The 18,554-nt window shown below is 46.5% G+C and carries 22 protein-coding genes and 2 pseudogenes; 6 read left to right on the forward strand and 18 right to left on the reverse strand.

The genetic code is table 11. From position 1 onward, the window contains the following. Positions 1-44: 44 nt before the first annotated feature. The 12 genes from LKE40_06280 to rplU all read right to left on the reverse strand — a co-directional run bounded on the left by LKE40_06280 (position 45) and on the right by rplU (position 8,117). Positions 45-1,043: an LPP20 family lipoprotein gene (locus LKE40_06280; protein ID MCH3917056.1), complete on the reverse strand. Its 999-nt coding sequence runs from the start codon at positions 1,041-1,043 to the stop codon at positions 45-47. Positions 1,044-1,048: 5 nt separating this feature from the next. Next, positions 1,049-1,663: a penicillin-binding protein activator LpoB gene (locus tag LKE40_06285; protein MCH3917057.1), complete on the reverse strand. Its 615-nt coding sequence runs from the start codon at positions 1,661-1,663 to the stop codon at positions 1,049-1,051. Between the two features lie 64 nt (positions 1,664-1,727). Next, complete coding sequence (locus LKE40_06290; GenBank protein ID MCH3917058.1) at positions 1,728-2,483, reverse strand: LPP20 family lipoprotein; 756 nt, start codon at positions 2,481-2,483, stop codon at positions 1,728-1,730. A gap of 34 nt (positions 2,484-2,517) precedes the next feature. Next, positions 2,518-3,330, reverse strand: coding sequence for an LPP20 family lipoprotein (locus tag LKE40_06295; protein MCH3917059.1), 813 nt, complete (start codon positions 3,328-3,330; stop codon positions 2,518-2,520). A 3-nt stretch (positions 3,331-3,333) separates the two neighbouring features. After that, a complete protein-coding gene (locus LKE40_06300; GenBank protein ID MCH3917060.1) occupies positions 3,334-3,924 on the reverse strand; it encodes an LPP20 family lipoprotein in 591 nt (196 codons plus the stop codon). 404 nt (positions 3,925-4,328) lie between these two features. Continuing rightward, on the reverse strand, positions 4,329-4,673 hold the full coding sequence (gene rsfS / locus LKE40_06305) for a ribosome silencing factor (GenBank protein ID MCH3917061.1): 345 nt from the start codon (positions 4,671-4,673) through the stop codon (positions 4,329-4,331). Positions 4,674-4,690: 17 nt separating this feature from the next. Then, positions 4,691-5,206 carry a hypothetical protein gene (locus LKE40_06310; GenBank protein MCH3917062.1) on the reverse strand — a complete coding sequence of 172 codons (516 nt, stop codon included), beginning with the start codon at positions 5,204-5,206 and terminating at the stop codon, positions 4,691-4,693. After that, on the reverse strand, positions 5,203-5,745 hold the full coding sequence (yqeK, locus tag LKE40_06315; GenBank protein MCH3917063.1) for a bis(5'-nucleosyl)-tetraphosphatase (symmetrical) YqeK: 543 nt from the start codon (positions 5,743-5,745) through the stop codon (positions 5,203-5,205). The genes LKE40_06310 and yqeK overlap by 4 nt, the downstream gene beginning before the upstream one ends. 10 nt (positions 5,746-5,755) lie before the next feature. Next, on the reverse strand, positions 5,756-6,358 hold the full coding sequence (locus LKE40_06320; protein ID MCH3917064.1) for a nicotinate-nicotinamide nucleotide adenylyltransferase: 603 nt from the start codon (positions 6,356-6,358) through the stop codon (positions 5,756-5,758). Between the two features lie 6 nt (positions 6,359-6,364). Beyond that, positions 6,365-7,447: a GTPase ObgE gene (obgE, locus tag LKE40_06325; protein MCH3917065.1), complete on the reverse strand. Its 1,083-nt coding sequence runs from the start codon at positions 7,445-7,447 to the stop codon at positions 6,365-6,367. 25 nt (positions 7,448-7,472) lie between these two features. Next, positions 7,473-7,790: a 50S ribosomal protein L27 gene (gene rpmA, locus LKE40_06330; protein ID MCH3917066.1), complete on the reverse strand. Its 318-nt coding sequence runs from the start codon at positions 7,788-7,790 to the stop codon at positions 7,473-7,475. A gap of 12 nt (positions 7,791-7,802) precedes the next feature. After that, the gene (gene rplU / locus LKE40_06335; protein ID MCH3917067.1) at positions 7,803-8,117 is read right to left on the reverse strand and encodes a 50S ribosomal protein L21; all 315 of its coding nucleotides are present in this window, start codon (positions 8,115-8,117) and stop codon (positions 7,803-7,805) included. A gap of 144 nt (positions 8,118-8,261) precedes the next feature. Here rplU and LKE40_06340 point away from each other — a divergent pair, with 144 nt between their 5' ends. Then, positions 8,262-8,861, forward strand: coding sequence for a TetR/AcrR family transcriptional regulator (locus LKE40_06340; GenBank protein MCH3917068.1), 600 nt, complete (start codon positions 8,262-8,264; stop codon positions 8,859-8,861). 138 nt (positions 8,862-8,999) lie between these two features. Here LKE40_06340 and argS read toward each other — a convergent pair whose 3' ends face one another. Beyond that, positions 9,000-10,706, reverse strand: a complete 1,707-nt coding sequence (argS, locus tag LKE40_06345; protein ID MCH3917069.1) for an arginine--tRNA ligase — start codon at positions 10,704-10,706, stop codon at positions 9,000-9,002. A gap of 173 nt (positions 10,707-10,879) precedes the next feature. Continuing rightward, the gene (locus LKE40_06350) at positions 10,880-11,875 is read right to left on the reverse strand and encodes a biotin--[acetyl-CoA-carboxylase] ligase (protein ID MCH3917070.1); all 996 of its coding nucleotides are present in this window, start codon (positions 11,873-11,875) and stop codon (positions 10,880-10,882) included. Between the two features lie 145 nt (positions 11,876-12,020). On the opposite strand from LKE40_06350, the gene LKE40_06355 reads away from it, so the two are divergent. Then, on the forward strand, positions 12,021-12,587 hold the full coding sequence (locus tag LKE40_06355) for a biotin transporter BioY (protein MCH3917071.1): 567 nt from the start codon (positions 12,021-12,023) through the stop codon (positions 12,585-12,587). 380 nt (positions 12,588-12,967) lie between these two features. Next, positions 12,968-13,138, forward strand: coding sequence for a hypothetical protein (locus LKE40_06360; protein MCH3917072.1), 171 nt, complete (start codon positions 12,968-12,970; stop codon positions 13,136-13,138). A gap of 114 nt (positions 13,139-13,252) precedes the next feature. On the opposite strand, the gene LKE40_06365 is transcribed toward LKE40_06360, so the two are convergent. Further along, entirely contained in the window at positions 13,253-13,675 is a 423-nt protein-coding gene (locus LKE40_06365; protein MCH3917073.1) for a hypothetical protein, read from the reverse strand. Between the two features lie 86 nt (positions 13,676-13,761). Between LKE40_06365 and LKE40_06370 the strand changes: the two genes are divergently transcribed. Both LKE40_06370 and LKE40_06375 read left to right on the forward strand, forming a co-directional pair. Next, positions 13,762-14,037, forward strand: coding sequence for a type II toxin-antitoxin system RelB/DinJ family antitoxin (locus tag LKE40_06370; GenBank protein ID MCH3917074.1), 276 nt, complete (start codon positions 13,762-13,764; stop codon positions 14,035-14,037). Further along, positions 14,034-14,314, forward strand: a pseudogene (locus LKE40_06375) (type II toxin-antitoxin system YafQ family toxin). Before LKE40_06370 ends, LKE40_06375 begins: the two are co-directional and overlap by 4 nt. A gap of 414 nt (positions 14,315-14,728) precedes the next feature. Here the strand turns inward: LKE40_06375 and LKE40_06380 are convergent. Continuing rightward, a pseudogene (locus LKE40_06380) lies at positions 14,729-15,680 on the reverse strand (recombinase family protein). A gap of 297 nt (positions 15,681-15,977) precedes the next feature. Between LKE40_06380 and LKE40_06385 the strand changes: the two are divergent. Beyond that, a complete protein-coding gene (locus LKE40_06385; GenBank protein ID MCH3917075.1) occupies positions 15,978-16,886 on the forward strand; it encodes a serine O-acetyltransferase in 909 nt (302 codons plus the stop codon). Positions 16,887-16,902: 16 nt separating this feature from the next. On the opposite strand, the gene LKE40_06390 is transcribed toward LKE40_06385, so the two are convergent. Next, entirely contained in the window at positions 16,903-17,598 is a 696-nt protein-coding gene (locus LKE40_06390) for a GntR family transcriptional regulator (GenBank protein MCH3917076.1), read from the reverse strand. Between the two features lie 107 nt (positions 17,599-17,705). Next, positions 17,706-18,554 (reverse strand): haloacid dehalogenase-like hydrolase, encoded by an 849-nt coding sequence (locus tag LKE40_06395; protein ID MCH3917077.1) that lies wholly within the window; start codon positions 18,552-18,554, stop codon positions 17,706-17,708.

Raw genomic sequence — 18,554 nt, forward strand, 5'->3', positions numbered from 1 at the left:
TTGGGAAATACCAAGGCTTTCTCTTGGATACCGAAAAGCATTGCCTATGGTTCATCTACGGCAAACAATCCTTTCTGCAACTTTGCCATTGCAACCTGAAGCGCTTTCTGAGCTGCAACTTCCTGTGTAATCCCAGCTCCGCGGCCGCTGTCAGCATAAGAAAGCACCTGCGTGTCTCGGTCAGTCAAAGAGGCTTGGAGAGCATAGTTGCATAGATAGAAACCGGAAGAAGCCTTGTCGGAAAAAGATCCCTGGTAGGAAATAGACAACAAGGCAGCAGCCCCTTTCCTTACCGTAAGACCTTCGTCAAGCAGAACCTGCCTTACAGCAGTATCAAGCTTCTGACTGACCTTGGAATCAGGGCCTTCCACCTTGAGATCGAGGATAAGCTGTGGTTTGATTGCGTTGACCATAGCCTCCACCTGAGAAACAGGAGAAACCGTTGTAGTCTGATCCAAGACACCAAGCATCAACACTTTAGGTTGAATCTTACTGGCCTGCAAAAGTGCAGAACGGAGTCCCCGATACGCATCGAACGGAGATGTTGCCGCCAATGCCTTGCTTTCCAGAGACAGGATATTCTTCTGGGCCTCGGATACCTGTGACCTGATGGCTGAAGCAGCCTGTTTTCTATCAAGTACTACACGAACCCAGAACGTTCCCGCAGCATCAGCAAAGAGATTGCTGACTTCAACGCCTTCAACACCTTCCAATGTACTTTCAATGGTACTCAATTCCATCAATGAAGATGTAGCAGCTACAGTGTCATCATAATCCATTGCCTGCTGGGTAACGACGACATCAGAAGAAAAAGTCTGGGCCAAGGCATCCATGGCATGGTGCTGAGCCTGCTCCTTGGTCGTACCGGAACCAACTGCACAGACATAGTCCTTCTTGGGATAATGTCCGTCATAGGTATCGCTTACCCAAGAGGGCAGTTCCTTATGGTTCGAGTTCGAAACGGAAGCACACCCTCCAAGCAAGACCAGACAAGAGAGCACCATGTCTAGCAGAAGAAGTCTTTTTTTACCCTTCATAGTCATCGTAGTCAGAATTTATAGGCTGGTTGGGTGACTTGTTTCTTGATCGTATCCTCTCCAAGCCATACCTTTCTGCCACTTTCGATATCGACCAGTTCCAAGTCGACATAATATGTCCTTACCTGCTTGCCGCCGACGCGGTCAAGATTGAACTTGACAGCTCCCTGCAACATATAGTCAGCTCCCTGCTCCTCTCCCAGTGCGGCTGCGGTATCAGGTGAAGCATTGTACTGCTGATCCATCTTCTCATCACGCACATCGTCACGCATCTCATAGTCGGCAACAGTATTCACCTTTCCACTGCCGACCAAAGCTATTTCAATTTTCTTGCTGATGATAGTAGTATCGATATGTTCACTGGAACGGTTAAGAATCCTTCCGACAATAACCGTAGGAAGTTTTCCTTCATTCTTGATCCGATAGGAAGTAATCCAATCGGATGACAGGCAATCTGCAATCAACGCATTGGCCACCTGGCGGATATCAGTATCATTCCAGTATCCGGAAAGATCAATATTTTCATCAGGATTCAGACGTTCCACAGCACGGCTTGATGCACAACCGACAAACAGCAAACTCAAACACACGGCTGACATTACCGCATACAAACGAAATCTTTTCATATACAACTCCATAGAATCTTACAACAATTGTCATCCATATCAGATGCCATTACTATAGTTGACTTCAGAATCCTTTGAAAGTCTGCTTGGATTCCTGTTGCAACTTATCATAGACTTTATCAAAAGAGGCATCCATTCCTGCCAAATCCAACAATCCCTGCTGGTCGCCTATTGTCTCATTCTCTACCTTGGCAGCAAGCTTTGCATCGATAATCTTTTCTTCGATAAGTTTCAGTTTATCGGAATCATCAGCACTGTCTTTCTTCATCTGCTCAAGCATAGCCAGTTTCAGTTGCAGGTCATTGGCAAGTTGCTGCTTTTGTTTTTCAAGTTTCAACAACAAATTTCTTGCCTCAAGTTCATAAGCTTCCTTAAGATTGCTTTTTTCATAAGAAGCAATTACCCACAGTTTACCGGTCTTTGGATCTTGCCAATTGTTTTCAACAATGACATTACGAAGGGTAAGCGAAGCAACCTGAAGCGAAAAATCGTCAAAAACAGCAGCACCTTTGGTCTGTTTGGCAATACCAGCTTCTGTAAAATAATTCAACAGGACATCATTGACCATGATCGATACCTGCTGGGCAATTTCATTCCTTGCCATAGCTGCTGCCCTCGTCTTGCTGTTTTCGATGGTTGATAAATTTCCTGAACCGACTCCATAAAAACGCTGTTTCGAAATAGGAGTCAGCACCGTCCAATAAGGTGCTCCATCAGCAGTATACTGCGGATGCTCAGTAATATAAGGAGACTTATGGGCACATCCTGAAAACAACAGCATCAACAATGGAAGCAGATATAACCATCCGCGTTTCTTCATCAGCAATCCTCCATCCTGCAAAACAGACCCAACATTATTTCCGGGGAATGACAGCAAGGCACCAAACGATATCATCTTTCCCATCATACCAGAAATCAAGTGCTTTGAAGCCTACGATATGTCCACCGCCGGATTGGGACAGTGCCTGCTTGAGTTGCCCCTGCAAACCGTTTACAGATGCATATTCTTCGGTTCCGCCCACATTCAATTCTATGCCCGCAACCTGTACAAGCAAATCAGTCATCGCCCAGTATCTGGCAGATTCAAGGGCCTTGTTCATCGTTGAAAACCTTTTCCCCTTTCCGATCCCCACCCAATACCCATCGATTACAGGTGTATGATTGATCCAATCAGGTTTTCCATCACTGTCATAGACTGTCACATGCAGAGGAACAGAAGAAGGCAGACTCTTATCTCTGGCCAAGACTACAGCTCCATCGTTTTTATTCAACCAGGTACCGACAATTTCCAGACTGTCGATGTTTTCATAAAAATGTGTATCATCATACCCATAGATATCGACGGACTGCAGGGCCTGTTCAGCATTCCGGCTTTCATAATATCCATACGTATCAGCATTGATACCTGCACATATCAAGTCATATTTCAGGCAATCAAAAAGTGCGGCATGCTTCATTTTTTCCTGAGAGTCATAGATACCTGAGACACCGAGGAAAGTATTTACGCCATACCCACTCAAATCAACTTCCCTGAGCAATCCGGAACGGATGTCTTTCGTGCCTGCCGCTTCCGGCTCCACTGTAGGATGATGCCTGTTCATCAAGGCACAGCAAGCAAGCAAAGGGCAAAGCATGGCACAGAAGACAAAGGCTCCAAATCGTTTCATAACTTATAGGATACCAGCTTTTTCATATTCGGCAAATTTTGCTGCAGCGGCATCATTTGCCTTCTGGGCAGCATCATTGACCGTAAAGGTATTCACGACACTCTTTGCCTTTTCGATGATCTCAGCCATATTTTCACGTGGAATTGAACAGAGTACATAGACAGTACCGTCCGTAGCTTTATAGACTTTGGTCCGCTGGACACCCCTCAACGTCACCTTTGAAATCTGTCTTGATACTTCATTCATAGAATCAATTGCCTGACGGTTGTCACCCTCTCCTGCATCATTGAGGAAATTATCCAAGATGTGGGTAACATCAGTGGAGACCTGCTGTGCAAAATTATCTTTTGCATTCATTTCAGCACGGGTCAGGGAATTCTGGAAATTCGCCATCTTTCCCATGCCTGCAGCATAGAAATATTCTTCATCGGGCCTCGGAGTAGCAAGGAACCAATCTGGCATATCCATCCCTTCTGTACCAGTAGTGGCTACCGGCGGTACTTCTTCCTTAGCCTTTGACGAAGATGTCGATGCGCAGCTCATCAACGTAACGGCAAGCACTCCTACCAACGTCAGCAAAAGTATTTTTTTCATTATATCTCTCCTGAATAAGTTTGTTTCAGTATAGAACAAAAAACAATACACGGCAACAAAAGTTAACAGGCTATGGAAAGTATTTGACTAAGTATAATGACAAAAGGAAATATTATCTTTAGGAAATTATCCTGTAGACAAAAATCAAGGAATAAAACTTAATCTGGAAAAATTATTACAGTCAGGAAGCAATATGATATTGCCAAAAAGAAAGAAAAAGACATCTATGGTAAGACAACCATGACAAGGCTCAAATTATAAAGTATATTCTCATGCACAGTAACAATATATCTAATATTACATATCAAGATTTCCCTTAAATACCATGCAAGGTAACAGTAATAAAAAAACTGCTGCAAGTAAGTGATTTCCTGCAGCAATTCAAAATTCATTCAGGATATATCCTATACGTCTTCTTCGGGATCTTTCCAAAGTTTTTCAAGCGTATAGAAATCTCTCAGCTCAGCACTCATCAGATGGATGACAATGTCTCCGCAGTCAATGAGTGTCCAGCCGTCCCCACTCGGTGTCTTATGCCGGTCATTGACTTCAAGTTCAAGCTCACGAAGCAATCCCCACAGCTCATGGGCAACACCTTTGAGATGTCCGACACTGTTTACGGTCGCAATCACAAGGCAATCCGCCCATGAACAACGGCCAGTCACATCAATGACATGTACATCCTTACATTTCTGTTCTTCCAAAAATGTAGCTATCCTGTCAACTTTCGCTTTTAATTCCTCAGTCATTGCCACCTTCTTCTCCTCTATGGCAGTTTTTCTTCTGCCTGTTGCAGCCAAAGAGCAAGTCTCTGCCTTGCAACAGCGGCCTCCCCACTCTTATACCCATCCAAAATCTGAGTCACATCGACCACAAGCAGAATGTAATTCTTTCTTTTCAACTTCACCAGCAGCTCATGGGCCGGCAAACCAAGGCTGTCAAGCCTTTTCTCTATATCACTTCCTAGGAACATACTAGCTTCATTACCGAGTATCCTCCCACGGTCAATCCTGTCCTTTGCTCCCAGCGTGTCCAATACAAATCTAAGATCTGAAAAATCAGATTCCTTTGCTGTCAGGCTTCTGACTTTTTCTTCTGAAAGTTCATCAAGTGAAAGACCTAGCCGTTGCAGGCTTGCTTTCCCTGCTTCCATAAGTACTGCACTATCGTCACCCTCCATAAGCAGATACGCATAGCTTTCAGTCGTTACCATTACGTCTTCACCCATGACAGGAAAAGCAGCAAGCATACTGAACAGTACCAATATAAAAGCCTTTCTCACAATTTTCCGCCCTCACGGAGATAACAATGCAGCACAGTGGTAATGGCAGCTTCCTTCATTCCTTTTGTCTTGAAATGTTCAAGTTGGGCATCCAAGATCATCAGGCAGACAGCTTCAAGGGAATCTTGACGGAAATACCCCTGTCGCTGTTCATCCGTAAGGAAAGTCCTGTGTGGTTCCAGATAATCTGCAGCAAAGAGTATTGCTCCCAACGGTCCCATACTGATACTGCCAAGCGTATGGAATCTGATAGCTATCTGCGATTCTTCAGGAAAACCCATCTGTCGGCTCAGATACCCACCCACAGGAGCATGCAGCAGTTTATAGTTGTCCCATTCTTCCTTTTCCACTTGTATGCTGTGTGCAATAACATAATCCTTGAGCTTTTCTTTATTCCAGTCCCTTGCCAAGTCATGCAACAGACCTGTTGCCCGACAAAGCCGGTCATCAAAACCTGTTTCAAAAATCCCATTCAGCCGAAGACATGTCTCTGCTGTCGACAGACAATGCTGGAAACGTTTGGGAGAAACCTCTTTCATCAGGATATCTTCAATCTCGGTACAACTTATATCGCTCCACATATTCCTTGACCCTTTTACTCAGATATCGTGCCGTATCCTCTCCCTCATGCAAGGCCCTGCGAATTTCCGTCGAAGAATCCTGGAAAGGGACATTATGAAGATAATGGACGGAAAAACCATCAGGAACCGCTGCAGGAATCTCGCTCCTACGGCAGACGACATATTCAACCAGATTCCTGAGTCTTCCTGCCTGATACCAATCAGGCACACCTGCAAGCAAATCATCGCCGATCAACAGGCCGAATTTTCCTTCGACAACATTCGATTCCATAAGCTCGGTCACTGTATCATACGTATAGGAAATACCACCCCGTTCCAATTCTGCAGGACTCACGATCAATTCAAGGTCATCCTGGGGATACAAATCCTTATAATCCTTGACTGCAAGTTCCAGCAAGGCCAACCGATCTTTTCCGCTTGCACCCGGGCAATGTCCCTGTTTGAAATTATTCACATAGGCAGGAACAAGAAAAATCCTTCGATAATCCGTCTCAAGGCAGACCGTATGCAACAGATAGAGATGTCCTCTGTGGATAGGATCAAAGCTTCCGCCGAACATTGCAGCACGCATCAGCGCTCAATCCTTGTAGTCAGGCTCAGGATATTCAGCCGAGGTATCGAGCTGTGCCGTAAAACCTCCGGGAGCTGTTTCCTGAAGTTTTTCAAGCGTCTTTCCTTCCTCTTGGCTGACAAGCCGGATGAATGCCTGCTTGATTTCTTCGATTCCCTGGTCCAGATATACACAGATGCCAAGTATGGTTCTATCAGGATATTTTTCCCGTAGCAGAGCCAGATGCTCCGATGCGCCTTCCTCATCAAGATGCGTTGCAACAATGATATCAGGTTTTGTAGCAAGTTCCTTGCTGAAAGCAGCAAGCTCTTTCTTCAATACATCATAGGCATCCAGATAACGGTCATCAGAAAGATCAATCAAGAACGCAAGCCCAGAAGTCCTGCTGATATGGCGAAGGAACTTGAATCCCATGCCATGTCCAGTGCTGGCTCCTTCGATAATTCCTGGAATATCTGCCAATACCAAATCCCTGTCACCGTAACGCATCATACCAAGCTGAGGTATCTTTGTCGTGAAAGGATATCCGGCAACTTTGCTACGGGCATTGGTCAGGACATTGAGCAAGGAAGATTTGCCTGCATTGGGAAAACCTACGAATCCGATGTCTGCAATGACCAGCAGTTCCACACCGACCCGCATCTGGGTTCCTTTTTCGCCCGGTTGTGCAAAACGAGGTGCCTGTCGTCTGGCTGTACGGAAATGCCAGTTGCCCTGGCCTCCCCGGCCGCCTTTGAGGAATACCCACCGTCGCTCTCCGCTGAGATCCTTGATGATCTCACCGGTCTGGGCATCCTTGATCACTGTACCAGGAGGAACAGGAATCTCTATGTCGTCACCATCGGCGCCATAGCACCGCTGGCTTGAGCCATTATGGCCGTTCTGGGCATGGAACGTCCTGACTATCTTCAGATGTGCCAATGTCCTGAGGTTCTGCCTTATGACAAAGACCACATCTCCGCCCTTGCCGCCGTTTCCGCCGTCAGGGCCTCCTTTAGCGGCGAATTTTTCTCGCCTGAAGGAAACACAGCCGTTGCCACCGTTCCCGGAGGCAACGTCCAAATAGGTCTCGTCTGAAAATCCAAACATAGAAATCCTTTTGAGAAATTATACCTTATTCTGCAGCTTCCGCCGGAGCAATATACTTCCGGTTCGTAGCAGGACATACCTTTACCACACCTTCTGCAGGAATGATATTGGCATATTTGCGGTCTTTTCTCCGTGTATAGGAAACAGTGCCGCCGGCTTTTGCAAACAAGGTATAGTCATTACCACAACCGACATTCTGTCCGGGGTGGATTTTTGTGCCATGCTGGCGAACAAGAATCTCACCAGCAGATACGACCTGGCCGCCGAAGCGCTTTACGCCAAGTCTCTGTGAATTCGAATCGCGTCCGTTCTTGGAGGAGCCGCCGCCTTTCTTATGTGCCATATCTGTCTCTCCTTACTTTGCTATCTGATCGATCTTGATGAGGCTATATTTCTGACGATGGCCCTGGGTCCTTCGATAGCCTTTCCTTCGATGGAACTTGTAGACCTTGATCTTGTCGCCCTTCACCAGTTCGTCTGCAACAGTCGCAAGGACCTTTGCGCCGGAAACATAAGGAGCGCCAAACGTAGCGCCGTTCTCATCAACAATGGCAAGAACGGAATCGTACTCAAGCTTTGCACCATTTTCCTGATTGAGCAAATCAACCTGAATGGTATCGCCCTCAACGACTTTGTACTGCTTTCCTAAAATTTCAACAAGTGCGTACATGTCAATATACATCCTTTATAGAGTTAATGCTCTACTCTTATACCGTACCTTGGGGGAAGCTTCAACCGGTAAAAAGACAAAAATAACAGCATATGGCAGGAACCACACTTGAAAACCGACCGTTCGGTCGGTAAAATAGCAAATATGGAACTCACTGACAACCAGAGACAGTTGCTTCTGGCCTTCATGGAAGAAAGCAGCGCAAAAGGCATGGACAAGGTATCCTTTTCAGACCTGGCAAAGAAAACAGGGAAAAGTAAGAGTACTATCTTTGCACATTTCAGCAGCAAGGAAGATTTGGTAGACAAGCTCTATGCCTACGGCAAGAGCCTGACAGATAAAGACAATCTCAAGATAACTTTCAGTGGCCCTGCCCGGACAGTCATTGACAAGGCCGTGGACTACTGGCATAGGGTCTATGCCCAACAACCCCGTTGCTTTTTCCACAGGATAGTCGAAATGCAAAAATTTACGGACAAGCGTGCACTTGCCATTTCAAAATCCCTTGATGCAATGGTCTATTCACAGACCTTTGTCGTCATGGAAGCATTATCCGATACAGAAAGACTTGAAATCGATGAGCTGGACCTTGCAACTGAAACATTCGCAAGTACAATCCTTACCTACCTCAATGCAGAACTCCTGGATGATCATGCCGAAGACATGGCATGGAAAGAAGAACGTTTCATCACCCGGTTCTGCAGGCAGTATGAGCCTCATACAAAAAAAACAAACCGACAGTAGATATGTTCCGGAATAATAGGAACGTAACATAAAGCAAACAGGAAACAAAACCCTGACAAATCCCAGGATATCAAACAAAGATGGCATTCAAGAGCATGCCAAGTGCTCCCTGTCTGCTCAAAAACCTGCACGACATATCTACATCGATTCCAAGAACGGTATGCCTACCAATGAATAGGCATTCCTCAGCACCTGGAGAACCATACGTGCAAGGGTAATCCTTGCAATGACAAGCTGCTTGGATTCTGCCTTGAGAATCTTCGTATCATGATACCATCTGCTGAAACAGCGGGAAACATCATAGAGGAAACTACAGACCTGAGAAGGATCATATGCCAAACCGGCCTTTTCAACCACTTCAGGGAACAAAGCAACATATTTTACCAGTTGGCGTTCATCTTCACTTTCAAGGAGGTTTCCATCAAAGGCTATTCCCTCATACTCTTTGCTTTCTACTGAAAACTTCCGTAGCATTGAGCTGATCCTTGCTCCCATATATTGCAGATATGGCCCCGTATTGCCATTGAAGGAAAGACTTTCCTCAGGATTGAAGACCATGTCCTTGGAAGGACTTACCTGAAGAAGATAGTAATTGAGAGCACCCAAGGCAATGGACTTTGCCGTTTCGTCCAAGCCATGTACCTGAGTCTCCCTGTTCTTTTCTTCAATTTCCTTCTTCGCCATCGATGCAAGCCGGTCAAACAGCTCATCAGCATCGACTACGGTACCCTCCCTGCTCTTCATCTTGCCGTTAGGCAGGTTGACCATGCCATAGGAAAGGTGATGAAGATTGGAAGCCCATGAAAAACCTAACTTCGAAAGTACATGGAACAATACCTTGAAATGGTATTGCTGTTCACTGGCAACGACATAGATCAAAGAATCAAACGGCCAATCCTTATGACGGGAAATGGCAGTACCGATATCCTGGGTCATATAGAGAGATGTACCATCTTTCCTCAGCAGGACCTTTTTATCCAACTTTATATCTGCGAGATCTATCCATACCGAACCATCTGCCTCACGGTAGAACACTCCATCGTGCAGGCCCTTGAGTACTTCATCCTTGCCAAGCTTGTAGGTATCGCTTTCATAGTAGTATTTGTCAAAGGAAACACCGGTCTTGCGGTAAGTTGTTTCCAAACCCTGCAGTGTCCAGCCATTCATCTTCTTCCAAAGCGCCATGACCTGAGGATCACCATCCTCCCACTTCTTCAACATGGCCTGAGCCTGGGTTTCAGCTGTAGGATCTTCCTTTTCCCACTGGGCAAACTTCACGTAGTAATTGCCGACCAGATGATCACCTTTCAACCCTGTGGATTCAGGTGTTTCACCATTACCGAATTTCTGATAGGCAAGCATGCTCTTGCAGATATGCACACCCCTGTTGTTGATCAGATTGACCTTGCGCACCTGTGCCCCGTTTGCCTTGAGCAGAGCACTTACGCTTTCGCCTAGGCTGTCATTCCTCATATGTCCCAAATGCAGCGGTTTATTGGTATTCGGACAACTGAATTCAATCATGACCTTCTTACCGTCAAAACTATTCCCGTTGCCATAGCTTTCACCCAATGCCGACACAGTCTTTACCAGATTCTCAGCAAGTGAAGCAGTATCCACGCGAACATTGAGATAAGGCCCAGCTACAAGCAATTCACCTTCAGGCCGGTCAGAAGAAGCTTCAAGCTTCTCTTTCAGATCCTGCGCAATTTTGTTCGGTGCCATCCGAAGGATCTTTGCATATGCGAACAGCGGGAAAGCAAGGTCTCCAAGCTCGGGCTTGGGAGGAACCTGTACCACCAGTTCAGGCAAGTCGGCTCCGCTCACCTGCTTCTCTTCTGCCATTCCACGAAGCCCCGTTTCCAGAGCTTTTTTCCACGATGCACTTATCTTCTGTAACATACTGAATTCCTTGTATATAAAAACGAAAGAATAATACAATTATATGGGGCAAGTATCAAGGGAAAAGAAAACCGACCCCATGCAGTCTTCCTGACGACAGACAGGGTCGTTTCCTATCAAACCATAGCATCCGCGGAAGCTGTATCAAACCTCAGGGAAACTTCTCCAGACCCTATTGAAATCTCACTGCCATCATCAAGCGTCACCAACAGATGGGCGTTCTCATCAATGCCGGTTGCAATTCCACTGTTCTTTTTTCCTTGATATGTCATGAAGATTTTCTTTCCGATAACATTCGAACAAGCCCTGTATTCATCAAGAAATGAACGGTCTGGAAGTGCATGCCATAAATCAAGCAATTCCTTCACGACACCGGCAACCAGTTCATTCCTTCCTACACCAGCAGGGGCTTCGGCCTCATCCTCGTAAAGGGACACGGCAACTTTTCTGACCTCAGGAGGGAAATCTTTCTGCGGAATAGCAAAGTTAATTCCGATTCCTGCGACGATAGCCGCCATTGAAGAATTTTCGAGGTCAAATACACCTTCACAGAGAATACCACAGATCTTTTTGCCGTGAAGATAGACATCATTGACCCATTTGATGGCACATTGCTTGCCGCAGAGACGGGAAACGGTCCGCTCAACAGCAACAGCTGCCGCACTGGTCACAAGAAGACTGTCTTCTATGCCACAATGCGGGCGCAGCAGCAAACTGAAATACACGCCGCCTTCAGGGCTGGAAAAACTCCTGCCAAGCCTTCCTCTGCCTTGGGTCTGGAAAGTAGCCGCCACCACCGTACCTTCCGGTTTGCCCGCTGCAGCAAGCTGCTTGCACAGGCGGTTGGTAGAATCAATCGAAAGCAAGTAGTGGATTTCCTGTCCTGGCAACAATGCAGCAAGACCTTCTTGGCTAAGACGGGAACTGGTCCTGACCAACCGGTATCCCTTATTGGTCTTGGCTTCGATTACGGCACCATTTTCCCGCAATGCAGCGATACCCTTCCAGACATAGGCTCTGGTCCGTCCTATTCTTCCGGCAATTTCTTCCCCAGAAATAAATCCAGGACCTTGTGCAACAAGAAGCTTCATAATCTGATCATACTTGTCCATGTCCCTGATACTATTGTTTTGCTTCTGTTCTGGCAAGTATAATAGCCAACAGGTTCGGTCTCCTTTTGAAATGGTTTCATGAATTGTAAACAATATTTATAAAAAACTGTTTACAATAGTGACAATCGGTGCTATTGTTCGGCACATGAATACACGAAAGACCTTATTGAGCGCTTTGTTTTCAGGACTCCTCATCGTGGGAGCTTTCATCAGGATTCCCCTACCGCCGGTTCCTATCACCTTGCAGACACTTTTCATCCTGCTTGCAGGCATGTTGCTCGGCAGGAAACTTGCAGTGGGAGCTACCATCGTATACTTGTTCCTAGGAGCCGTAGGACTGCCGGTCTTTACAGGAGGAGGTGGCATTGCTGCCATGCTGGGACCTACCGGTGGTTTTCTTTTCGGATTTCTCCTTGCATCATTTGCTGCTGGAACCATTGCAGACTTAGGTAGGAAAGAAAACGGAAAGATACAGCTGCCTTATCTGATCACAGCTGCCATCGTAGGAAGCCTTGCAGTCTATCTGATAGGTATCCCATGGCTCAAGTTCAACCTAGGACTGAGTTGGACAAAGGCTTTTGCTGCAGGTATGTTGCCTTTCATCCCCGGTGACCTCATCAAGTCAGCGGTAAGTGTCCTGCTTGGTATAGCCCTTGGACCAAGGACAGCTTCGATGCTTGCAGGACCATCACCTGAAACGAATTGTCAATAGTTTTTTATTCAAAATATAAAAGCCCTGCGGCGGCAAAGCATTTCTATCACAGAGCTTTATCTTTTTTATTGGTATAACCGTTCATTCGTACTCCATTATAGGAAATCCTGAAATCTCGCAAAATCATAACCAGGCCTTAAGATTCGAAGTGGAAGATGTCGAAGACCTTATGTTGAGCTTTCGTCTTCTCGGGATGAATCGGCCTGTAGGTGTCCTTGAACACAACTTCGGTATAGGATTCCAGCCGGTTAAAGACTTCAGGAACAGAATAGCGGGTAATCCAGGTCTTCGTATGTTCTTGCTCATCATCAATCAGAGTATCACGAAGTACTTTCCTTACATGCTCTGTGAGGATAAGCGAGAGGAACCTGAGGAATACAATGGATTCATTCGGTACCGATGGTTCTCAGCCGTTTTCCGTCGATCATATTCTTAAGTTTGTCAAACTGCTTCTCAACCTATCACGTTTCCTATACTGTCGGAGAGCTGTACGGGCATCAGCTTCGCAATTGGTCACCAAAGACCAGTATCCCACATATCGGTCACGGTAGGATTTGATCACATCATTCTTCCAGATTTTGTTCCTCACTTATGTTGTTCCTTAAAATATTTGGAATCACCTTTTTACTTATTACGTTAATAACTAATCCCTTTAGCTCAATCCCCTACGCTAGGAAAGTAATTTTCACATAGGCACCAGAAATTAGCACATTTTTGATATACAAGCAATCTGTATGATCAAACAAATATTTACCCTGAAACACTTCATCAGTATCGTGCGGAAGGATTTTATCACCAACACTTTCCATTACTCGTTTTTGCTCCAAATAAGTATACGTCGGCACAGAAGATGCACGGCTTACTTTCCTCCTAAAGTCTGATAGGGAATAGTCATCGACTATCCAATCATCTCCATATTCTAACAGTTCCGAATCATAGTACATAGACGGATCATCTGTAAGAATACTAACATACTCATAGCTTATTTTTTCCAGTACTTCATCAAAATCATCTGAGACCTCATACGCTTTTTCAAAGTCATCTTCTTCAGAAGAAGGAGTAATTGGAACTCGTAAATATTTTAACACGCGCGATTTTCAAGATTTTCAGATTGATATTGCAATGCAAACGGCATATAATATATATGCAATGGATTGCAAAGGAGTTGATTACCGTGGCTAATACAACAAATTTCAGCGTCCGCATGGACAGAGATATTAAAAAACAGTGCGAAGCGCTTTATGGAGAGCTTGGCATGAATCTCACAACGGCTATCAACGTGTTTTTGAGACAATCGCTTCGGTCTGGCGGTTTTCCGTTCGACGTAACGCTCAACACGCCGAATGCCGTTACCCTCGCCGCCATGCAAGAAGCGGAACGTCTTGCAAAAGACCCCAACGCGAAACGCTACAGTGATGTAGAGGAAGCGTTGAGGGAATTGAAAAGATGAAACTGGACATTGTTTGGACATCTCAGTTCAAGAAGGACTACAAGTTAGCGGTAAAGCGCGGGCTGAAAATGGATTTGCTGGACAATGTCATCCGTCAGCTTTCCAAATGTCAGCCTTTACCTGAAAAAAACACGACCACCGTTTGACCGGGAATTATGTGGATTACCGGAAACGTCATATCCAAAGTGACTGGCTGCTTGTATATCGAATTGAGAATGGCATTTTGGTTTTAACGTTGACCCGTACCGGCTCGCACAGTGATTTGTTTGGCAAATGAAATGCCCGTGCAGAATAGCCGGTGCCGGGATAGAAGGGGTGACGATTTGTCATCCTCATCGTACTATCACTCATATTTCTGCCCCGATCTCGAGACTTCTCCTACCGGGCAAGCTCGTCGGCAGTCTTGCGGATTTTCTCCACAACCTGCACATCCGGGTGCATGGCTTTCATCCGCTGATATAGGGCGCTGTGATGGGCAGTAAGACGCTCCGCTTCGGTCTGCCATGCCTTGGGCGTGAACTTTTCCCCACGGTCTTTCAAGCCCTAAGTTTTCAGGGACTTTGTATAATCAACCCTGCAGCCTAGTCCATGGTTGCCTTCCTGTTTTGGAACTGTTATGCTTGGCCTTCAGTCCGCAGCCTTTCGGTATCTCAAGATTGAAATACTCGCAGACCTTCAGCCGGAAGAAGGCGATGCGGTGCTGACTGGGGCTCCCGACAGGAACTTTACTGTATTGGGAACAGGTATACTGCGGGATACGTTTGCCATTGTTGGTGCGGTGAACGTACATTTTGCCTCCGCAGTCGGCGCAGTACATCAGGCCGGTAAGCGAGTGCGCTTCGCCCCAGCCGTCCGGGTAGCGACGCACGTTTCCCCGGATACGCTGCACATTGTCAAAAGTCTCTTGGTCGATGATGGCCTCATGAGTATTTTCAATAACTGCCCATTGGCTTTCGTCCACTATAGTGGCTTTTCTTGTCCTTGAAATGCTTTCGGATTTTAAGATTGACCGTCTGTCCGAGATATTCACGCTTTTTGAGGATACTCACGATGGTGGAGGAACTCCAGCCGTAAATATCCTTGAACGTCTTGTTTTTATTCACGCCCTCGCCGTGCTACGCCAGATAAACGGCGGGAATCCCCACCTTGCCGGCAGTCAACTGCTGGGCAATCTGGTACGGGCCATGGACATCCATCGTCATGGCGAAAATGCGGCATACCATAGCGGCAACTTCCTCGTCAACGATCCATTTCTCCCGTTTTTCATCCACCCATAAGTACCCGTAAATGACCGTACCGGTCAGGTGTTTGCGGGTCATGCACTTGGCCTTGATCACGGATTTGATTTTCCGGCTGGCATCCCGAACAAAAAATCCATTCATGGTGTTCCGAAACGGCGTAAAATCATCATCGTCTCTTGCACTGTCAACGCCGTCGTTGACGGCAATCAGCCGGACGTTCTTCTGCCGCAGGATCTCCATGATTTAACCGACTTTGAGATAATCGCGCCCCAAGTAGCTCATATCTTTGACGATAACAGTTTCCATATGCCCCGCCTCGACTTCCGTCATCATAGCCGAGAATCTCGGGCAGTCGAATCGGGCTCTGCTTATACCGTCGTCGGTAAAATGCGTCAGGTACACAAAGCCATCCTTTCGGGCATATTCCTACAGTATCTGTTTCTGGTGAGATATGCTGTTGCTCTCACCTTGCAGCTCGTCGTCGCAGGATAGTCGTTCATATAACGGGGTGATTTTTCCGTTTGTCATGTTTGCGCCCTCCTATTATGTAAAATGCTCCAAGTGTGCTCATCAACCATGACAAGAATCATGATAAACAAGCCTCTTGAATCATATAACACCAGGAACCTGATTGTTTTTCCTGTATTCCAATCTTGCCGATTTCCCTCTATTTAAGTATGGTATGGGAAGGAGGAGCACATGACATACAAGGATTATCAGCAGGCATTCCTCAACAGCTTCGAAAGAATCGGGCAGGAAGGCATCAATTTCATCGGACTTAAACCCCTACCCACCAGTTCCTGCGTAGAAAACTGCGCTGACCAGTTGCTTGAGCTGATGTTTCCCGGACGTTGCGACGGTAGCAACAGCCAGTCAATGCAGGACATTGTCGTTCATCAGCTTGAACAGGTCAGATGGACCATGAATACCCTGGTCTTTCAATCATACAACCATGAGTGCAAATGTACTGACAACAATGAGGAAGAAAGCCGGGAGCTGACCGAAAAAGCCATGGCAGTGTTCCTTGAAGAACTTCCCGAAATACGGAGGAAGATCAAACTCGATGCCCACGCAGGATTTGACAATGATCCGGCAGCAAAGGATATACATGAAGTCATCCTCGCCTATCCGTTCATCAAGGCACTCACCATCCACAGAGTAGCCCATTGTCTCTATCAGGTAGGGGTACCGCTCCTGCCAAGGTTGCTCAACGAATGGGCCCATTCCAGGACCGGCATAGACATCCACCCAGGAGCTTCAATCGGTACAAGCTTCTTCATCGACCATGGTACCGGTGTAGTCATAGGAGAGACCACTGCCATCGGAGACAACGTCAAGATATACCAAGGCGTTACTCTCGGAGCCCTGAGTTTTCCAAAAGATGCCTGCGGAACGCTGATAAGGGGAGCCAAACGGCATCCTACCATAGAAGACAACGTCACGATCTATGCAAATGCGACCCTACTGGGGGATATTACCATCGGACACGACTCCATCATCGGCTCTTCGGTCTGGCTCAAACACGATGTACCGCCTTTTACTTCTGTCTTACTGCAGCAGCCTGAGACAATCCATCGGGAAATAAAAAGGTCCAGCAAGAAGGCCTGACGAAAAACCGGCAGTCTCAGGAAAAAGTGCCCTGCAAGGTGGCCAGCATATCTACCCATGTCTTGCCTGCCAGGATGTACTGGTAGTTTCTCAGCGTATTTGTCAGATGAAGACGGATAGCCTGCTCGGCAACCGGCAGATCCATTTCTTCCAAAGCAGAAAGGATCTGGCCGTGTTCCCTCAGTATTGCGACACATCGGTCATGGGTCAGTACGGACAGGCAACGGAGACGTTCACCTTGCAGTTGCATTTGGGAAGCCACGTCAGTCATACGGACATTACCTGCAAGTTCTACCAACTTGACGTGGAACTGTCCGTCCCTTTGAAAATAAGTAGCCAGATGCCGTGCAGCCAGACAGGCCTCCATATCGGAGGCAAACATCCTCAATTCCTGCAGGGAACGCTCCGGCGGGCCACCGCCTGCAATGATTGACCGTACAGCCATACATTCGATTGCTTCACGGGTCTGTAATATTTCCCTTATATCTTCGATTTCAATCGGACAGACAACGAACCTGTTTTTTTCACGTTCAATGAGATGGCATTCCACCAGCTTGAAAATTGCTTCCCTGACAGGAGTCCTGCTCATATCAAGTTCCTGGGATATCGCCAAGTCTGAAACGGTACTGCCAGGCATCAGCTCGAACCTATTGATCTTCTCCCTGATTGTATTGAAGGCAATCTTGGATGAATCACTTTTCGGCCGCGCCATTGCTCCCTCCCCTTTGTGTGTACTACGCTTTTCCTATCATCCTAAGGTACACCATGGCAGCCGTCAACTGTAAATTTTAGAGATTGTATCAACACACACCCAAGAGGTTATCGGACCAAGTCGAACTGTGCCTTGCTTTTTCGCTTCAAGTCATCTGTCATTGCAATGTTGCAGACCACATCATGCACGATCCGGTCAAGCTCACTGCCCTGTGAATAATCGGCTGGAGTTATGAAATCGACCCTGCCGTCCTTCAGCAGGACTTCCACATTCTCCTTGCAATCCTGCCGATACACGGCAATCGAGCAACCACCGTTTACTTTGACCAACTTCATGCAAGGGACGTCAGTCATCCCATCCCCGATATAAACCATGTTCCTGAAAGGTACCGGACGTTCGTCCTCAGGGGTATACTTGTTCAGGCTCATATCATCAGACAGGTCCAGCACTCCTTTGTTGATCCGAAAGAGAAACTGTGTCTTCGTCGTATAGTTGACGACATTCTTCGGCCAGCAGGCAATGTTGTTCTCATCATAGAGAAATTCACAGGCAAAGACTTCTTTGAATTGACGGAAGATATCAGAACCCTCAATGATCTCACGGAGGCCCGAAGAGATAATGTAATGCTCGACTTGTATGCCATTTTCCTGTCCTAGGCTATTGATTCGTGCGAACCACTCCAGCACGCCAGGATAGAACTCCAGATCTTTCCCCAGTGCCACGAAGTCTTCGCGTTTGATGCTTTTCCTTGCAACATGTGCACGTTCCAGCATCAGATGCATATACGCAAGGACTCTGTCCATCTTCTTCTCAGCGGCAAGTGAATTTGATTCCTCCCAGAACTGCTGAGGTGTCATTCCTACACCAGGAATGAAACTATACTCCTGCATTTCCTTCGTACACAGTGTCCTGTCAAAATCATACATCATTGCCAATGTAGGTTCCAAATCAGCCAT

It is taken from the genome of Spirochaetia bacterium (genome assembly GCA_022482625.1).
GTDB lineage: Bacteria > Spirochaetota > Spirochaetia > Sphaerochaetales > Sphaerochaetaceae > Pleomorphochaeta.

Excerpts from the sequence above, each read along its gene's own strand:
- LKE40_06360 (MCH3917072.1), top strand. The coding sequence starts at position 12,968 with ATGGATTCATTCGGTACCGATGGTTCTCAGCCGTTTTCCGTCGATCAT.
- LKE40_06395 (MCH3917077.1), bottom strand. The coding sequence starts at position 18,554 with ATGGCTGATTTGGAACCTACATTGGCAATGATGTATGATTTTGACAGG.
- rpmA (MCH3917066.1), bottom strand. The coding sequence starts at position 7,790 with ATGGCACATAAGAAAGGCGGCGGCTCCTCCAAGAACGGACGCGATTCG.
- LKE40_06290 (MCH3917058.1), bottom strand. The coding sequence starts at position 2,483 with ATGAAGAAACGCGGATGGTTATATCTGCTTCCATTGTTGATGCTGTTG.
- rplU (MCH3917067.1), bottom strand. The coding sequence starts at position 8,117 with ATGTACGCACTTGTTGAAATTTTAGGAAAGCAGTACAAAGTCGTTGAG.
- LKE40_06295 (MCH3917059.1), bottom strand. The coding sequence starts at position 3,330 with ATGAAACGATTTGGAGCCTTTGTCTTCTGTGCCATGCTTTGCCCTTTG.
- LKE40_06285 (MCH3917057.1), bottom strand. The coding sequence starts at position 1,663 with ATGAAAAGATTTCGTTTGTATGCGGTAATGTCAGCCGTGTGTTTGAGT.
- LKE40_06280 (MCH3917056.1), bottom strand. The coding sequence starts at position 1,043 with ATGACTATGAAGGGTAAAAAAAGACTTCTTCTGCTAGACATGGTGCTC.
- yqeK (MCH3917063.1), bottom strand. The coding sequence starts at position 5,745 with ATGAAAGAGGTTTCTCCCAAACGTTTCCAGCATTGTCTGTCGACAGCA.
- LKE40_06385 (MCH3917075.1), top strand. The coding sequence starts at position 15,978 with ATGACATACAAGGATTATCAGCAGGCATTCCTCAACAGCTTCGAAAGA.
- LKE40_06340 (MCH3917068.1), top strand. The coding sequence starts at position 8,262 with ATGGAACTCACTGACAACCAGAGACAGTTGCTTCTGGCCTTCATGGAA.
- argS (MCH3917069.1), bottom strand. The coding sequence starts at position 10,706 with ATGGCAGAAGAGAAGCAGGTGAGCGGAGCCGACTTGCCTGAACTGGTG.
- obgE (MCH3917065.1), bottom strand. The coding sequence starts at position 7,447 with ATGTTTGGATTTTCAGACGAGACCTATTTGGACGTTGCCTCCGGGAAC.
- LKE40_06350 (MCH3917070.1), bottom strand. The coding sequence starts at position 11,875 with ATGGACAAGTATGATCAGATTATGAAGCTTCTTGTTGCACAAGGTCCT.
- LKE40_06320 (MCH3917064.1), bottom strand. The coding sequence starts at position 6,358 with ATGCGTGCTGCAATGTTCGGCGGAAGCTTTGATCCTATCCACAGAGGA.
- rsfS (MCH3917061.1), bottom strand. The coding sequence starts at position 4,673 with ATGACTGAGGAATTAAAAGCGAAAGTTGACAGGATAGCTACATTTTTG.
- LKE40_06355 (MCH3917071.1), top strand. The coding sequence starts at position 12,021 with ATGAATACACGAAAGACCTTATTGAGCGCTTTGTTTTCAGGACTCCTC.
- LKE40_06390 (MCH3917076.1), bottom strand. The coding sequence starts at position 17,598 with ATGGCGCGGCCGAAAAGTGATTCATCCAAGATTGCCTTCAATACAATC.
- LKE40_06300 (MCH3917060.1), bottom strand. The coding sequence starts at position 3,924 with ATGAAAAAAATACTTTTGCTGACGTTGGTAGGAGTGCTTGCCGTTACG.